Annotated in this window: 16 protein-coding genes; 6 read left to right on the forward strand and 10 right to left on the reverse strand. The window is 67.9% G+C overall.

Going from position 1 to position 14480, the window contains the following annotated elements:
- Window positions 1–11 precede the first annotated feature (11 nt).
- Genes ACWESM_RS12965 through fabG form a run of 4 tightly spaced genes read right to left on the reverse strand, consistent with a single transcriptional unit; the run spans window position 12 to window position 3768 of the window.
- Window positions 12–1286: an ABC transporter substrate-binding protein gene (locus ACWESM_RS12965; protein WP_452491823.1), complete on the reverse strand. Its 1275-nt coding sequence runs from the start codon at window positions 1284–1286 to the stop codon at window positions 12–14.
- A complete protein-coding gene (locus ACWESM_RS12970; RefSeq protein WP_452491825.1) occupies window positions 1283–2104 on the reverse strand; it encodes a carbohydrate ABC transporter permease in 822 nt (273 codons plus the stop codon). Before ACWESM_RS12970 ends, ACWESM_RS12965 begins: the two co-directional genes overlap by 4 nt.
- Window positions 2094–2960, reverse strand: a complete 867-nt coding sequence (locus tag ACWESM_RS12975; RefSeq protein WP_452491827.1) for a carbohydrate ABC transporter permease — start codon at window positions 2958–2960, stop codon at window positions 2094–2096. The genes ACWESM_RS12970 and ACWESM_RS12975 overlap by 11 nt, the downstream gene beginning before the upstream one ends.
- Before the next feature lie 55 nt (window positions 2961–3015).
- Complete coding sequence (gene fabG, locus ACWESM_RS12980) at window positions 3016–3768, reverse strand: 3-oxoacyl-ACP reductase FabG (protein ID WP_355080129.1); 753 nt, start codon at window positions 3766–3768, stop codon at window positions 3016–3018.
- Between the two features lie 163 nt (window positions 3769–3931).
- On the opposite strand from fabG, the gene ACWESM_RS12985 reads away from it, so the two are divergent.
- Window positions 3932–4408 (forward strand): SRPBCC family protein, encoded by a 477-nt coding sequence (locus tag ACWESM_RS12985; protein WP_364436392.1) that lies wholly within the window; start codon window positions 3932–3934, stop codon window positions 4406–4408.
- Between the two features lie 207 nt (window positions 4409–4615).
- Here ACWESM_RS12985 and ACWESM_RS12990 read toward each other — a convergent pair whose 3' ends face one another.
- A complete protein-coding gene (locus tag ACWESM_RS12990; protein ID WP_397281668.1) occupies window positions 4616–5245 on the reverse strand; it encodes a DUF305 domain-containing protein in 630 nt (209 codons plus the stop codon).
- Window positions 5242–6813 carry an LVIVD repeat-containing protein gene (locus ACWESM_RS12995; RefSeq protein WP_452491830.1) on the reverse strand — a complete coding sequence of 524 codons (1572 nt, stop codon included), beginning with the start codon at window positions 6811–6813 and terminating at the stop codon, window positions 5242–5244. The genes ACWESM_RS12990 and ACWESM_RS12995 overlap by 4 nt, the downstream gene beginning before the upstream one ends.
- Before the next feature lie 397 nt (window positions 6814–7210).
- Between ACWESM_RS12995 and ACWESM_RS13000 the strand changes: the two genes are divergently transcribed.
- Window positions 7211–7768 carry a TetR/AcrR family transcriptional regulator gene (locus ACWESM_RS13000; protein WP_355080122.1) on the forward strand — a complete coding sequence of 186 codons (558 nt, stop codon included), beginning with the start codon at window positions 7211–7213 and terminating at the stop codon, window positions 7766–7768.
- Between the two features lie 22 nt (window positions 7769–7790).
- Here the strand turns inward: ACWESM_RS13000 and ACWESM_RS13005 are convergent, their stop codons facing one another.
- On the reverse strand, window positions 7791–8123 hold the full coding sequence (locus ACWESM_RS13005) for a hypothetical protein (protein WP_452491832.1): 333 nt from the start codon (window positions 8121–8123) through the stop codon (window positions 7791–7793).
- The gene (locus ACWESM_RS13010; protein ID WP_452491833.1) at window positions 8089–8340 is read right to left on the reverse strand and encodes a hypothetical protein; all 252 of its coding nucleotides are present in this window, start codon (window positions 8338–8340) and stop codon (window positions 8089–8091) included. The genes ACWESM_RS13005 and ACWESM_RS13010 overlap by 35 nt, the downstream gene beginning before the upstream one ends.
- Window positions 8341–9070: 730 nt before the next feature.
- On the opposite strand from ACWESM_RS13010, the gene ACWESM_RS13015 reads away from it, so the two are divergent.
- Window positions 9071–9640 (forward strand): hypothetical protein, encoded by a 570-nt coding sequence (locus ACWESM_RS13015; protein ID WP_364436401.1) that lies wholly within the window; start codon window positions 9071–9073, stop codon window positions 9638–9640.
- A 111-nt stretch (window positions 9641–9751) separates the two neighbouring features.
- On the opposite strand, the gene ACWESM_RS13020 is transcribed toward ACWESM_RS13015, so the two are convergent.
- Complete coding sequence (locus tag ACWESM_RS13020; protein WP_355080119.1) at window positions 9752–9934, reverse strand: hypothetical protein; 183 nt, start codon at window positions 9932–9934, stop codon at window positions 9752–9754.
- A 173-nt stretch (window positions 9935–10107) separates the two neighbouring features.
- Between ACWESM_RS13020 and ACWESM_RS13025 the strand changes: the two genes are divergently transcribed.
- Window positions 10108–11349 carry a PepSY-associated TM helix domain-containing protein gene (locus ACWESM_RS13025; RefSeq protein ID WP_452491835.1) on the forward strand — a complete coding sequence of 414 codons (1242 nt, stop codon included), beginning with the start codon at window positions 10108–10110 and terminating at the stop codon, window positions 11347–11349.
- A gap of 13 nt (window positions 11350–11362) precedes the next feature.
- Here the strand turns inward: ACWESM_RS13025 and ACWESM_RS13030 are convergent, their stop codons facing one another.
- Window positions 11363–12010: a LysM peptidoglycan-binding domain-containing protein gene (locus ACWESM_RS13030; protein ID WP_364436407.1), complete on the reverse strand. Its 648-nt coding sequence runs from the start codon at window positions 12008–12010 to the stop codon at window positions 11363–11365.
- A 419-nt stretch (window positions 12011–12429) separates the two neighbouring features.
- Between ACWESM_RS13030 and ACWESM_RS13035 the strand changes: the two genes are divergently transcribed.
- Both ACWESM_RS13035 and ACWESM_RS13040 read left to right on the forward strand, forming a co-directional pair.
- Window positions 12430–12630: a hypothetical protein gene (locus ACWESM_RS13035; RefSeq protein ID WP_355080113.1), complete on the forward strand. Its 201-nt coding sequence runs from the start codon at window positions 12430–12432 to the stop codon at window positions 12628–12630.
- A gap of 433 nt (window positions 12631–13063) precedes the next feature.
- Window positions 13064–14305, forward strand: coding sequence for an oxygenase MpaB family protein (locus ACWESM_RS13040; protein ID WP_364436411.1), 1242 nt, complete (start codon window positions 13064–13066; stop codon window positions 14303–14305).
- Window positions 14306–14480: the final 175 nt, after the last annotated feature.

The following is a 14480-nucleotide window of genomic DNA, read 5'->3' on the forward strand; positions in this document are numbered from 1 at the left end:
CCGGCGTTCGCTCAGTTCTGCGCGACGGCGGCCTCGGCCGCGGCCTGGGCGCGCGACAACGCTTCCGGCACCGGAATCCGGCCGAGATACATTTCGGCGAAAATCGGGTCGACGGCGCGGAGCGCGGCCGAGAAACCCGGTCCGCCACCAGAGGAGATGCGCGGGCCGCGGAGTACGTCGAAGAAGGGGGAGACCTCCACGCCCTTCCCTGCCCAGTAGTCGCGATAGCGCTGCTGTTCGGACACGACTGCCGGGATGGCGCCGCCGCCCTCGGCCAGGTGGCGGTTGCCCGCGCCGCTGCCGAGCCAGGCCAGCACCCGGCGCACCGCGTCGGGATGCCGGGTGGCCGCGTTACCCGCGACGCCGATCGCGTTGTTCGTGCTCACCCGTCCCGCCGGGCCCGCGGGCAGCAGCGCGACGCCCCACTCGAAGCGGGCCTGTTCGGAGATCTGCGCGAGATTGAATGTCCCGGACTGCAGCAGCGCCAATTTGCCCTGTAAGAAAGCGTTCTTCGCGAAGTCGGGATTGGTGTTGGTGTCCGCGGGCGATGGCGCGAGTCCGTCGGCGATCAACCGCACCAGATAGTCGAACGCCGCCACGCCCTGCGGGCTGTCGAAGACGAAATTGTCGTGGTCGTCTTGGAAGCGCGCTCCGTTCGAGCCCAGATAGGGCAGTTCGATGGACTGGAAGTCGTGACCCGCGCTGTACGCCCACGGCGTGACCGCCGCCAGTCTGCGCAGCAGTGGGCGCAGGGTGTCGTCGCCGCCGGGACTCCACCGCATCGCGGTCAGCTCGGCGGGATCGATATGCGCGGCCGCGAGCAGGTCGCGGTTGTAGTACACCGCGGTTCCGGCATCGACGAATTGCGGTACAGCCCAAAGCTTCCCGTCGCGCGTGTACTGCGCGACCGCCGAGGGGTCCCAGGCACTCGCGGCCTCGGGACCGAGCGTCGCCCCGATGTCGAGCAACCGCCCGGCATCGGCGTAGTCCTCGTACAGATTGGTCCAGAACAGATCGTCGGCGGTGCCACCGGCCACGTCCAAGCGGAGTTTCTGCCGATACGACGACCACGGCACCACCGTGATCCGTACTGCGAGGTCCGGATTCGCCCGCTCGAACTCCGCGAGCGACGCCTGGTAGGCGGGTACCAGACTCTCGTCCCAGATCCGCAACCCCACCACGGTGCGGCCGGACCCGTCGCCGTCACGGCCGAGCCACAGGGCCGCCGCGACCAGCAGTGCCGCGGCGAGTGCGAGGGCGAGCACCACGCGGGTCGATGTCCTCATTTCACCCCCGTCCACGCGATCGAGCGCAGCACCTGCCGCTGGCAGATCACGAACAGCACCACCAGCGGCGCGATGGCCAGCGTCGTGGCCGCCATCACCAGGGTCCACTGCGCGTTGTAGCGGGTCTGCAGATTCGCCGTCGCTACCGTCAGCACCTGCCACGAGCGGCCGCTGCTCGCGACCAGCGGCCACATGAAATTGTTCCACTGCGAGACGATCGTGATGAGCGTCAAGGTCGCCAGCACCGGCCTGCTCATCGGCACCATGACGTGCACGATGATGTCGAGGGTGTTCGCGCCGTCGAGCCGCGCCGCGCCGATCAGCTCCTGCGGAATCGCCCGAAAGTACTGACGCAGCAAAAAGACCGCGTACGGCGATCCGAACACGAACGGCAGCACCAGCGCCCAGAAGGTGTTCAGCAGGTCCAGGCGCGCGAACATCAGGTACAGCGGGATGAGAGTCACCATCGGCGGCACCATCATGGTGCCCAGATACACCCAGAAGAGCGCGTCGCGTCCCGGGAAATCGGTGCGGGCGAACGCGTATGCCGCCAGCACCGAAGTGATCAATTGGCCGCCGGTGATGAACACCGTCATCAACGCGGTCACCAGCACCGCACGCCCGAAGCCGTAGTCCAGTACGGTCCGGAAATTGTCGGCGGTGACCGGATGCGGCAGGGCCAGCGGCGACCCGGTCGCGAACTGGCCGGGTGTCTTCACGGCGGTGAGCGCGCTGAGCAGCAGGGGCGCCACGGTCGGCAACGCTCCGGCCGAGAGGATCGCGTAGGCGGCCGCCGAACGTAGGCGATCAGAGCTCATAGGTGGTCCGATCCCGGAAGTAGCGGTGCTGCGCCACGGTGATCGCGAACATGACCGCGAACACCACGAGCGCCATGACGGCGGCGCGGCCGGGCCGTGCGGCGTCGAATGCCTCGGTGAAGATCCGCATCGCGAGCACATCGGTGCGGTCGCCCGGTCCGCCCTTGGTCAACGCGTACACGGTGTCGAAGGTCTGGAAGGCGGTCAGTACGCCGGTGACCAATACGAAGAACATGGTGGGCCGCAGCAGTGGCAGGATCACCCAGCGGATCCGGCGCCAGCCGGTGGCCCCGTCCAGCGCACCGGCGTCGAGGATCTCGTCCGGGATTGCGCGGATTCCGGCCACGAAGAACAGCGCCACGTAACCGAAGTTCGCCCACACGCTCACCGCGGCCACCGACGGCAGCGCCAGCGCCGGATCCGAGAGCCATTCCACGCGCAGGCCGAGCGCGGCGTTGACGGCGCCACCGGTGGGAGCGAACATCCACTGCCACACCACACCCACCGCCACCGGCGCGCACATCCACGGCAGCGCGTACATGACCCGGAGACTCGTCGCGCCGCGCCGCCGGGCCAGCAATGCCGCGACCGCGAAACCCAGCACCGTCTGAGCGGGCACCACGATCGCGGTCAACACCAGCGTCACCAGCAGGGCGTGGCCGAACGCGGCGTCTCCCAGCACCGACCGCCAGTTGCGCAGTCCGACGAACTCCATCGGTCCCAACAGGTTCCAGCTGTGCAGACTGAGCCAGGCCACCACCAGAATCGGCAGCACCAGGAACGCGCCGACACCGATCAGGCTCGGCAGCAAGAGAACATAGCTCGTCATGCCGCGACGAGCCCCACGCCGATTCATGTGCTGCGACGTTACCGCCCCCGCCCGCCCCGGCACGGCGGGCGGGGGCGGGTTGTCAGTTGGTCGGGCCGCCCGCCACGTAGATCACCTGGCCGGAAACGAAACCGGCGCCCTCGCTCACCAGGAACGAGGCGGTGTGCGCGATGTCCTCGGGCGTGCCGACGCGCTGCACGGGAATCTGCGTGGCGGCGGCCTTCTGGAAGTCCTCGAAGGAGACGCCGACGCGCGCGGCGGTGGCGGCGGTCATGTCGGTGACGATGAACCCGGGAGCGATGGCGTTGGCCGTGACGCCGAACTTGCCCAGCTCGAACGCCAAGGTCTTGGTGAAGCCCTGCAAACCGGCCTTCGCCGCCGAATAGTTCACCTGGCCGCGATTGCCGAGCGCCGAAGTGCTGGACATGTTGACGACCCGTCCCCACTTCTGCTCGACCATGTGCTTCTGCACCGCGCGGGTGAGCAGGAAGGCGCCGCGCAGGTGCACGTTCAGCACCGCGTCCCAGTCGTCGACGCTCATCTTGAACAGCAGGTTGTCGCGCAGGATGCCCGCGTTGTTCACGACGACGGTCGGCGCCCCCAGCTCGTTCTCCAGCTGCGCGACGGCGGCGGCGACCGACTCCTCGTTCGACACGTCGGCGCCGAGCGCGACGGCTCGGCCGCCCGCCTCGGTGATCGCGCCGACCGTGTCGGCGCAGGCGGCCGCGTCGAGGTCGAGCACGCCGACCCGAAGCCCGTCCGCCGCCAAGCGCTTGGCGATCGCCGCGCCGATTCCTCGTGCGGCGCCGGACACTACTGCAACTCGCTCGCCCATGAGCGCGTCCCTTCGTCGATCGGATGTCGGATCGAATCAGTCTTACCGCACCGGTCCGCCGTGGCCGGGGGGCGGATCGGTCGCCGGATCGGCGCCGGGGAATTAACACCGACCTCGAGCGGAAGGCTTGCCCGGCTCTCGACCCGGATGCTTCGATCGGCACGTGACCGAGCAGAACGAGGTTCCCCGTATCGTCAGCGCCAGCCGTGAGATCAACGCGAATCCCGCGGAGATCTTCGAGCTCATCGCCGATCCCGCCGAGCAGCCGCGCTGGGACGGCAACGACAACCTGGCCGAGGCCGCGGCGGGGCAGCGGGTGCGAGAAGCCGGAGCGGTGTTCAGCACCACCCTGACCAACGGGGCTGTGCGCGACAACCACGTGGTGGAGTTCACCGAGGGCAGCCGCATCGCGTGGCATCCGTCGGAACCGGGCAAGCAGCCGCCCGGCCACCTCTGGCGCTGGGAACTGGAGCCGGTGGGTGAGGGCCGCACCCTGGTCACCCACACCTACGACTGGACGTCGCTCACCGACGAGAAGCGTCAGGTCCGGGCGCGCGCGACCACCGCGGACAAGCTGTCGGCCTCCCTCGACCGGCTCGCCGAACTGGCCGAGCAGCAAGCGGTTTCGTCGCAGCAGTAGGCGTCGTCGTCCGCTCGCCGAATATCCTGGCCTCGGAACACCCACGCCGGACCTCCGCGATGCGGCCCGGTCCAGTCGCGGCGGAGCCGTATCGAGTGTGTGCCTCAACGGTGGTGGGAGCACGCACGATGTGGTGGTTCACGGCTGAGACACGGCCGGACCGGTGACCCGGCGACACAGGCCGTCGCGGTAGTCGCCGGGCGCATCTCAGCGTGGTGCCTGCTCTCGGGACAGCAGCAAGCCGATGAGGCCGACTTCCTGTCCCTGGGTGCTGATCATGTCGCGGGCGATCTGTTCGACCATGCCGCCGTTCAGCCGGCGATCCGCCGCCTGCGCCATCTGGATGCCGCCGTAGTGGTGGCGCTGCATCAGGCGCAGGAAACCGGTCGCCGCCTCGGCGCCGCGCGCGGCGCCGAGCGCGTCGAGTTCGTCCTGGCTCGCCATGCCGGGCATCGTCGCGTGCCCGGCGGTCGCGTGGTGCTCGTGGTCGGCCTCCGCGTGCATCCACGCCATCGGGTGCGGATTGGTCACCGCGAGCCGGGCCATGCGCAGCCAGCCGAGCATCATGCCGATCTCGGTGCGCTGGGTGTCGGCGATCTGTTGTGCCAGCGCGCGCACCGCCGGGTCGGCCCCGCCGTCTAGTCGCTGGACCAGGAGCAGCGCCTGATTGTGGTGCGCGATCATGTCCTGGACGAAACCGGTTTCGGTGCTGTCCAGCAGCGGTGCGGCGGTGCTGTCCGCGCCGACCACCAACGGCCGCAGCGCAGCGCCCGCCACCAGCAGCAGCACCGCGAAGGCGGCGAGCGTGGCCGCCCCGAGCCACCGGCGGCGGATCATGATCCCGTGGTCGAACGCTGGTCGGCAGGCGGCGTGTACACGTTCCGGTCCACTTCCAGCGCCAAGAAGCCGTTGTCGGCGCAGGTGGTCCAGAGTTGGGTGCCCCGCCATTCCGGCGGCGAGAAGCACCAGTCCGTGGAGAGATCACCGAAGGCGAGCATGCCGCTTCGTTCGCTCGTCGCCTGCGTGAGATCGAACTGGCCTTGCAGCACCGCCTGCGCCACCGCGGGACCGGCCAGCACCGGAGGGCCGATGATCGACGCGAGCGCGTGCGGTGAATTCCAGAGCTCGGTGTTCCGGCCGGTGCGCGCGGGCGGGTTGTAGTAGGCGATCTCCCGGACGGCCGACGGATCCCGGACATCGAACACACGGATGCCAGAGGAGGTCCAGCTGCACGCCAGCGCCGTGGGATCGGCCGCCCGGTCCGCGGCGCAGTAATGCGTGTCGTAGGCGAACAGCGAGCCGCCCGCGGCGGAAGCCATTGCGGTGTCCTGATTCTCCGGCAGGTTGATCTCGAGTTTGATGGTCTCGACGATGCGCGGCCGGGTGGGCTCGGCGACATCGATGATCTTGACGCCGCCGGATCCGGCCTCGTTGGTGGCGAACACGTACGGCCTGCCGCCATAGGTCACGGGGATGTTGTGCTGGCTGGCCCAGCCGTCGGTCCAGGTGAGGTGCGACAGTTCGCGCACCTGCGGGCCGGGATCGCGGCGCTGCACCGCGCCGACGTCCAGAATCATCAGCCCGCCCATGTTGTTCGCCAGGTACATGAGGTTGCCGTCGGGGCTGAACCCGAATCCGTGCATGGACAGACCGGGCAGACCCTGCCACACCACGTGGGGAGCGGCGGGGTCGGTGAGGTCGACGGCACTGACCAGGCCGGGTGCGACGCCGGAACTCCAGTAGGTGTTGCCGTCGGGGGAGAACCCGCCCTCATGGGCCGTGATCGGCAACGGCATCGCCAGGTCGGTTCCCGGGCCGGGGTTGAGCAGGCGTGGATGCGCGCAGTCGGTGAGGTCGTAGACCGACAGCAGGCCCGCACCGGTCAAAGCGGGCACCCCGGTGCCGACGAGCAGTTTTCTCGTCTCGTTGACCTTCAGGCTCTCCCAGGTGCCTGCCAGCATGGCCGGTTCGGTGAGCGTGGCGGTGCGGACGGGGTTCGTAGGATCGGCGACGTCCACCACCTGGACGCCCTCTTCGGGCCCGAGCAGGTCGCCCGGGAAGAACGTGCCGATGTAGGCGCAGTGGTCGAAGGTCACCGAGTTGATGCCGCCGCCGCGGCCGCCATAGGCGCCGAGCCGGGTGACGTTGCAGCTGTAGCCCTGGCCGCTGCGGCCGCTGTCACGGTCGGCGGCGGGAACATCGCCTTGCAAACCTGTTTCGGGGGCCGAACCTGGATTGCAGACGGCGCGTGCGGCCGCGGTCGCGGCTATGGCGCCGACCTCGCGAACCTGCCCGGAGGGATCGGAATCGGTTTGGGCGGCGACGATGCCGAATGGCAGGAGAATCGCTGCGGCGCCGACGGTCACGAAGAAGCGCCGGCCCCAGCTGGTGATGGACGAAGTCATGGACGTACCGGCCCTCGGCGGTGAGGGCGCCTTTCCCGTGTGCTCGGTTACAAGTCCGGATGCGGTCTCGGACGGCTGTTGGTCGATCCCGAGCGCGTGCGGTGCGGCCGCCGCGGTGACGGCAGCGTCATCGTGTATCCGGACCACCCGATGCGGCATGGTGGCGTCGAACGAGTGTCGAATCCGGCCTGGCGCAACGGCGTCCCTACTCGCCGAGCCGGGCCGAGCCGACCCTCTCGCCATGCCGGACTGTGTTGTCCGGTTACTCGGTCAGTGTGCGTGAGATCGCCACGCCGCGTCAATACGGCGCGGCTGTATCCGGTCGGATTACGGCATCCGTGCCGGGCCCTCCGGCGTGCTGCGGGGCGGTCGGCGATGGTCCGGTAACCTTGCCCGAATGACCTCGCCACGCCGTGTGAACAGGGGGCCGAAGGCGGCGGCCGGCAATCGGGCGGCCTTGATCCAAGCGGCGCGGGAGGTTTTCGCGGACAGTGGCTTCGACGCGCCGTTCAGCTCCATCGCGCGGGCCGCCGGCGTGGGGCAGGGCGTGCTCTACCGACACTTCCCGACCAGGGAGAGCATCGCGCTCGCGGTGTTCGAGGAGAACATCGAGGGCATCGAGGCGCTGGCGGACGATCCCGCGGTCACCGTGGACGATCTGCTGGCGATCATGGTCGATCAGATCACCACCTCGGCGGCGTTCATCGCGATGATCCATCCCGCGAACACCGACGACATGCGCCTGTTCGAGGTGGCGCGACGGCTGATCACCCTCATCGCGGAGAAGCTGGAGGATCCGCGTCAGCGCGGCACGATCAGCGCCGACATCACCACCGCGGACGTGGTCCTGGCGCTGGCGATGCTGGCGGCCGTGCTGTCGAAGACCGATGCGCAGTCCAAGAAGGAGACCGCCCGGCAGGCATGGGCGTTGCTGGACCGCGCTCTGCGCGGCTGAAGGGGGGCGCGTCCGTCGCGTGTCACGCCGCGCGATCGATCGACGCCAGTGCGTCGGCGACGCGGTCGAGCGAACGGATCACGTGCAGGAGCCCGTTGGCGAATTCTCGTTGCGCGAAATCTATTCCGGCTTCCGCCGACCAGCGAGCGAGCAACCGGTGTACCGTGGCGTCGGCGCCGCGGGTGCGCGATCTCACCGCAGTGGCGTGTGCCTGTCGCTGTGCCGAATCACACACGGCGACAATGCCTTCGGCGGTATGTACGGCGGAGTCACCGATGATGTCCACCAGTTCGACGAGCTCGTCGGCGAGCCCGATCAGATCATGGATCTGGGCGATCTCGGCGGTGATCGCCATATGGTCGATGCAGCAGGACGGCGAGCCGGTGCAGGCGCCGGGGCAATGGGCGGGCCGGTGCGTCCAGGGGCATGAGGTCCGCCAGGCGATGCCGGATGCTGAACGGATCGGCCGGGGGAGCGCAGAATTCGGCGAGGACGATGGCGCCCGCGCGCAGATCGAAGGCGGTCGCGATGAGCGGGTTGTCCGGGTCGGCGCGTCTCGTCGACGTTCGCATGCGTCTCCTGGGATCGTCGCCGAGACGCCGACTTGCCCATGCCGCCCCCTCGGTCGCTGGTGGAATCATCGCGTGGCAGGCTCTCGATATAGCGATTGCTAAGAGATTGCCCACGATGGTATCCCGGACCTGTCGCAGATCCGGATAGGTTTGTCCGGTAGGTGATCAGTCTGAACCATGCGCGCGGTGTCGTCAAGCCGTCGACGTATCGTGTCTCATGGTGTGGCCAGTCGTGCGCTGAGTTCCGAATCTGAATTGATGTTCTGAAAATCGCTGGTGTGATGGGTTCTTCGGTGGTCGTGCGCGGTGTCGTCCGCGTTGGTCTCGCGGGGGGTGGATGGCGTGCGGCCGTTTGTGTCCGAATGTCGCGGACCGGGAGCGGGCTGGTGGCGGGATGGCGACTGCGCGGTGCGGTAGGTGAATCGGCGGGTTTGACCAGGTAATTGCTGCGTAGTGATGCAGGTCACAATTCGGCTCGTTCGAAGCGGCGTCATCAGGTCGCCGTCCGCCTTACTGTGTGTGCGGCAGAACCTTCCGGCGAGGGGCGCGGCGATCCACCTCCACCCGCCGTCTCCGCTCACCGGATCCTTCGCTGGTTCGGCACGCGGCCGCCCATCGGCCGCGCGACTCGCTGATCCGCTATGGCCGGCGCGATGGTGGTACCCCATCGGAGTCGGTGTCCGCGGCCGGACCTGTCGATATTTTCGTTGGTGATACCGGGATGGGAACCATGGCTGTACGATCGCGCTCCTTCACGCAATGGCGAGCCCAGGCTCGCGACTGCCCACATCGGTACCGCTTGGCGGTGGTCGCCCCGAATATCGCGGACGTCGTGCGCTGGACCGGCGGATGGCTGTTCGATCGAACCGTCGCGGGCTGGGAGGTCACGGTGCTGGTGACCGGTCAGGCGGATATCCGTCCGCTGCGCATCCTGGGGGCGACGGTGCTCGATCTCGAACAGTTCTCGGCCGCGCCGGTCCGCGAGACGTGGCCGCAGGCGGTCGCCGTCGCCGCCGAGACGTATCGGTCCGACAGCCGGGTTCGTGACGGCGTGCTCGACTGTCTCGACCGCGGGCTCACCGAGGTGACGATGTGGGGCGAGGGCCTTCCCGCGGAACTCGAGCATCGGGTCGGCTCGGTCCAGCACCGCGTCAGCTCGGCCGGGCGGGCCTTCAAAGCGTGCGCGCTACGGGCCGCGGGGGTCGCCACCGAGGTGGCCGGTCCCGTCGAGGTGTTCCGGACCGGGATGGCATCGCGCATGCACCCGGGATACGGCGTCGACCTCGTGCCGGCGGGGTAGCGTGCCCGCCGACGACTCGATTGCTCGGGACGCCGCTCGTGGCCGCCGTGGTCGAGCCCTCGGGGCCCGCGCGGATGGCGTCCGTTCGCCGGTACCGCGTGTGCGGTGACCTCAGATGCAGAAGCTGATGCTGGCCGGGCCCAGTGGGATATTGAGGCATACCGTGACCGAGCCGAGGGCGTCGTTCGTCGGTACGGGTGAAGCCGGTGCGGCGGAGGCTGCCGGGGCGAAAAGGGCCCCGATGGTCAGTGCGAGAGCGGCTGCGGCGATCGCTTGCGTGGCTTTGGTGATCATGGTGATTTCCTTGGCTGAGCGATAGGGCGATCCGAACCCGGCCCGGGAACGTCGATCCGAGTCCGGGGTGACTCTGATCAGATCATCCGCCGGTGCGGTGGTGTAGACAAGCCCTTCCTCCTGGGTGCCGTGCCCGCATTGGGAAGGTCGGATTTTGAAGTTAGCCTAACCTTATGAATACGACCGTGGTGGTGCGCGAGCCTGGCAAGCGGATCGTCGGATCACCGAAGCGATCCCGGAAACCGATACGGCGCAGGCTGATCTCGATCCATCGCTGGTCGGCGCTGATTCTCGGCTCGGTCCTGGTGATCCAGTCGACTTCGGGCGCGATCCTGCTCTACCACGCGGAATTGTTCCGAGCGCAACACGCTTCGTTCTATCGCCACACGGACGCGCCGGCGGTGGTCGACGCAGAACAGGCCGTCGCGATGGTGCGTGCCGCCGATCCCGGTTTCGACGTCGGCTGGGTCGGTGGAGACGGCGGCGTGATCGCGATCGGGAACACGAAGTACACCGCCGCCTACTCCGTCGATCCCGCTACCGGACGAATCAACGAGCAGGTGAACCTGACCGACGGCGTTCTCGGCTGGCTGACCAACCTGCACAACTGCGCGTTCGGTTGTGCGCGCTACTCCGGCGCGATCCCGATCCTGGAGAATCAGGCTCCGCTCCTCGGCATCAAATGGGGTGCGGTGATTCTCGGCGCGCTCGGCGTCCTGCTGGTATCGCTCGCGGTGTCCGGCGCGGTCATCTGGTGGCCGTCACTCGCACGGCTGCGCCACGGATTCCGGGTCCGGCTGCGGAAAGGCCGCTTCGCCCGGGACCGCGACCTGCACGACGTCATCGGTATTCTCGCGGTGCCGTTCCTGTTGCTGTGGGGCATCACCGGCACCACCATCGAATGGCCTGCCGTGCAACGGGCTTGGCTCGTGGCGACCGGCGGCACCACGACCCTAGAACGAACCGAGCGGTCTTTCGTGCCGCGGTCGAGCGATGCCCGACGGCCCCCGCTGTCCATCGGCGAGGCCACGGCGATCGCGGATCGGGCCGCGCCGGGCCGACTCGCCTACCTGTTGCTGCCCACGGACGCCGCCCCGTACTACCGCGCCGTCGTCGCCGGGGCCTACTCCCCGCGCGAGCACCGCCTCTTCTACAGCGGCGACGTCATGGTCTACGTGAACGCCCGTGACGATTCCGACATCAAGGTGGTCGACGCGAGTCACGACCGGCCGCTGGCGAACACCTTCTACGCCAAAGTCTTCGAGCCCGCCCACTTCGGCTGGCTGGTGAACGGCTGGTGGCGACTGATCTGGCTGGCATTCGGCCTGACACCGCTCGCGCTGGCGATCACGGGCCTGTCGACCTGGCTGTTCCGGCGCCGGACCCGGCGCCGCCGCGCTCACGCGACGACGTAGCCGCCGGCCCCGGTCACGACGGGAAGTGGATCACCTGGCGGGAGAAGAGCGCTTGGGGCTCGGCGATGTGATTCGCCGCCGCGACGACTCCCACTCTGGTGTCCAGATCCGCAGGACCGTAGTGGTCCTCGCACATCGAGCGCAGCGTGTCGCCCGCGACGCCGCGGCGGCGGTTCAGGCCGGGCACGACGAGCACGTGGCCGGGAGCCGGCTGGCTGCCCGAGGGCAAGTGGTTGGCCAGTTCGATCATCACGCCGAGATTCGGGTCGCCGTACCAGCGCTCGGCGAGTATCGAGAGGGTTTCGCTTTCGGTCACCGTGTGGTGACCGACATCGGCGAGCTCCGGAATGTGCAGCCACGCGCCGGGCTGGATGGCACGTTGCGCCACGCCGTTGACGACTTCCCAGATCAGCTGGACTCCGGTGTCCTCGGTTCCGTAGTAGCGCTGGGTGATCTGCTTCCGCGCCGCGGTGGAGTCGGGCGTGGTGAGGAGGTGGCGCCGCGTGATGTAGGGGATCAGGAGCTGTTGTCCGACATCGATCGAATTCGGATCGGCGAGATGGTTCTGGCGCGCGATCGCCGGGAACAGGCTGCCGTCTCCGTACTCCCGATGGGCGATCGCGGAGAGGGTGTCGCCGGGTTGGACTTCGTACTTCTTCATCTCTTCGGCCTTTCTGCACTGCTGACAGTCGGCGCCGCGGACACCGATTCCTGCTTGTCTCGCACGCGCACCTGCCGTCCACGAACGGTTGGGGCGCTACCGAATGCTCGTCGCGATCGGCCGCGCGATCGTGCGTAGGCGACTACTCGTTTCCGGCGGCGCTCGCCGCGACTCCGCCGGGGCGGCGTCCCGATTACCCGGTTGGTCTCGCCGGATACGCAGGTGGCGCCCGGCCGGTCTGGCCGGGTCGGATGCCGCGACCAGCTTCCCGGGGCGGCTTGGAGAAGCCGTTTCCGGGCAGTTCTTTTCGATCGTGTGAAGAAGCTCCGAGGCTGATTCGAGCACTGGGGCAGGGGTAGCACGAAGACGTGGCGCCAAGAGCCACAGTCGGTTTCATCCGCTACCGAAAGGAGCAAGTGATGGCAGACCAGAAGAACCCGGGCCAGTTCGGCAACCGTTCCGACACCGAGGAGCAGGCGCGTCGCGGCGGCCAGGCCAGCACCGGCAGCTTCGGCGAGCGTAACTCGGCCGATCCGAGTGCGGCCGGACGCAAGGGCGCCGAAGCGCAGCCCAACGAAGCCAAGGTGCGCGGCGGACAGCACAGCCACGCCGGTCGCTGACGTCGACCGAACACGGGCCGGGCGGTACAACCGCCCGGCCCGTTTCGTTGTGCGGCGGTCATGATCCAGCGGTGACACGGCAGCGAGAAGACTGGGTGACCAACTGTCTATGTGACTAGTTATTTGCGACTGGTTCAGGTGGTGATAAGTGGAGAGAACCTGATGGCACGCCGGATGCCGTTCTATCGGTGAGTCGCTGGTCAAGTGTTCAAATTCGGCGAATATGCAGATCATCTGCGATTCAGCGCCGAGCTGCGCGCGTGTCGGTCATGGTGCGATTGGTGCCGGCAAGTTACGGAAAGCCGGGACAGCAAGCGCCAGTGCTTGCTAAGTTAATGACTGTTCTTATCGATGCGACGGCGATGTACGAGTGCTGCCGATCTTTCGTCGCATCATCACGGCGGCGCTCGGCTCAATGAGGAGTGGCGCAGACATGGATGGACTCAGCAGGCGCAACGCGTTGAAAGCCGGTGGGGTGTTGGGCGCGCTCGGCGCGCTGGCCATGGCGACCCCCGCGCGCGCGGAGCCGTGGACGTGGTCCCCGCAGGGTTCGGTGGCCGGCTCCGGTGAAGGGGCCGATCCGCTCACCGTCTGGGATCCCGAGGCGGATCAGTTGGTCGCCTCTCTGATCGACCGGGGGGAGGTGCCGAGGGTCAACGAGTTGTTGCGCACCTGGACCGCGAACGGGCAGCCTTTGCCGGACGGATTGCCGCCGGATCTGCGCGACTTCATGGAATACGCACGTCAGCTGCCGCCCTGGGCTGATCGCGGAAAGCTGGCCACCGCCGTCGAGTTCAACAAGAAGCGCGGGCTGTATCTCGGCGTGCTCTACGGGCTGGCCAGCGGCATGATGAGCACGGTCATTCCCAAGGAGGCGCGCGCGGTCTACTACTCCAAGGGCGGTCACGACCTGAAGGACCGCATCTTGAAGACCGCCAAGCTCGGTTACGACATCGGGACCGCGAATGCCTACGCGCCCGCTGGTGAGATGGTCGTGACCTGCGTGAAGACCCGGCTGGTTCATGCCGCTGTGCGTCACCTGCTGCCGCAGTCCCCGCACTGGGTGTACTCCGCCGAGGAGGACATCCCGATCAGCCAGAACGATCTGATGGTCACCTGGCACAGCCTGCCCACCACCGTGATGAAGCATCTGACCGCGTGGCAGGTGCCGATGCCCGTCGCGGAGTCGGAGGCGTTCCTGCATTCGTGGCAGGTGGGCGCGCACATGCTCGGCATCCGTGACGAATACATTCCGAACTCCTGGGCGGAGGCCGACTCGCAGGCCGCGCAGGTGCTGGATCCGATCCTGGCGCCGACCCCGGAGGGCGCCAAGCTGGCCGACCGGCTGCTGCGCCTCGGGGCGAACCTCGACTTCGCCGTCCTCACCAAACCGGTGCTCGGCGCCTTCACCCGCTTCCTGCTCGGCGACAAGATCGCCGACGGGCTGGCCATCGCCAGGGAGCCGGTCTGGGACCCGCTGCTGCGGGTGAGCTGGGGGCCTTTCATCGCCGTGCGTGAAGGTCTGCTGCCCGTGGTGCCGCTCGCGCCGGATGCCTACTGGCTGTTCGACGAATTCCTCCGCAGGGCGGCGCTGCTCTATCTGGCGGAACTGCGGATGCCGATCAGTATCGAGATCCCCACCATGAACCGGGACATGAGCCAGCCGCCGCGCTGAGCCTTCCGGACGCCGATGCGCTCTCGAAGCCTTCTGGAGTGCATCGGCGATAGCTGGTAAGTTACTGATTGTTCTTTGCGGTAGATCGCCGAGATGAACCGTCACCTCGTCATAAGTGCGCTGGTGGGTGCGCGATCGAAGGGTTGATCTCGGACTAAGTTACGAGGAGTTCTGG

Source organism: Nocardia sp. NPDC003999 (assembly GCF_053604885.1).

Coding starts and splice junctions, on each gene's coding strand:
- ACWESM_RS12965 (WP_452491823.1), bottom strand. CDS start 1,286: ATGAGGACATCGACCCGCGTGGTGCTCGCCCTCGCACTCGCCGCGGCA.
- ACWESM_RS12970 (WP_452491825.1), bottom strand. CDS start 2,104: ATGAGCTCTGATCGCCTACGTTCGGCGGCCGCCTACGCGATCCTCTCG.
- ACWESM_RS12975 (WP_452491827.1), bottom strand. CDS start 2,960: ATGAATCGGCGTGGGGCTCGTCGCGGCATGACGAGCTATGTTCTCTTG.
- fabG (WP_355080129.1), bottom strand. CDS start 3,768: ATGGGCGAGCGAGTTGCAGTAGTGTCCGGCGCCGCACGAGGAATCGGC.
- ACWESM_RS12990 (WP_397281668.1), bottom strand. CDS start 5,245: ATGATCCGCCGCCGGTGGCTCGGGGCGGCCACGCTCGCCGCCTTCGCG.
- ACWESM_RS12995 (WP_452491830.1), bottom strand. CDS start 6,813: ATGACTTCGTCCATCACCAGCTGGGGCCGGCGCTTCTTCGTGACCGTC.
- ACWESM_RS13000 (WP_355080122.1), top strand. CDS start 7,211: ATGACCTCGCCACGCCGTGTGAACAGGGGGCCGAAGGCGGCGGCCGGC.
- ACWESM_RS13005 (WP_452491832.1), bottom strand. CDS start 8,123: ATGGCGATCACCGCCGAGATCGCCCAGATCCATGATCTGATCGGGCTC.
- ACWESM_RS13010 (WP_452491833.1), bottom strand. CDS start 8,340: ATGCGAACGTCGACGAGACGCGCCGACCCGGACAACCCGCTCATCGCG.
- ACWESM_RS13015 (WP_364436401.1), top strand. CDS start 9,071: ATGGCTGTACGATCGCGCTCCTTCACGCAATGGCGAGCCCAGGCTCGC.
- ACWESM_RS13020 (WP_355080119.1), bottom strand. CDS start 9,934: ATGATCACCAAAGCCACGCAAGCGATCGCCGCAGCCGCTCTCGCACTG.
- ACWESM_RS13025 (WP_452491835.1), top strand. CDS start 10,108: ATGAATACGACCGTGGTGGTGCGCGAGCCTGGCAAGCGGATCGTCGGA.
- ACWESM_RS13030 (WP_364436407.1), bottom strand. CDS start 12,010: ATGAAGAAGTACGAAGTCCAACCCGGCGACACCCTCTCCGCGATCGCC.
- ACWESM_RS13035 (WP_355080113.1), top strand. CDS start 12,430: ATGGCAGACCAGAAGAACCCGGGCCAGTTCGGCAACCGTTCCGACACC.
- ACWESM_RS13040 (WP_364436411.1), top strand. CDS start 13,064: ATGGATGGACTCAGCAGGCGCAACGCGTTGAAAGCCGGTGGGGTGTTG.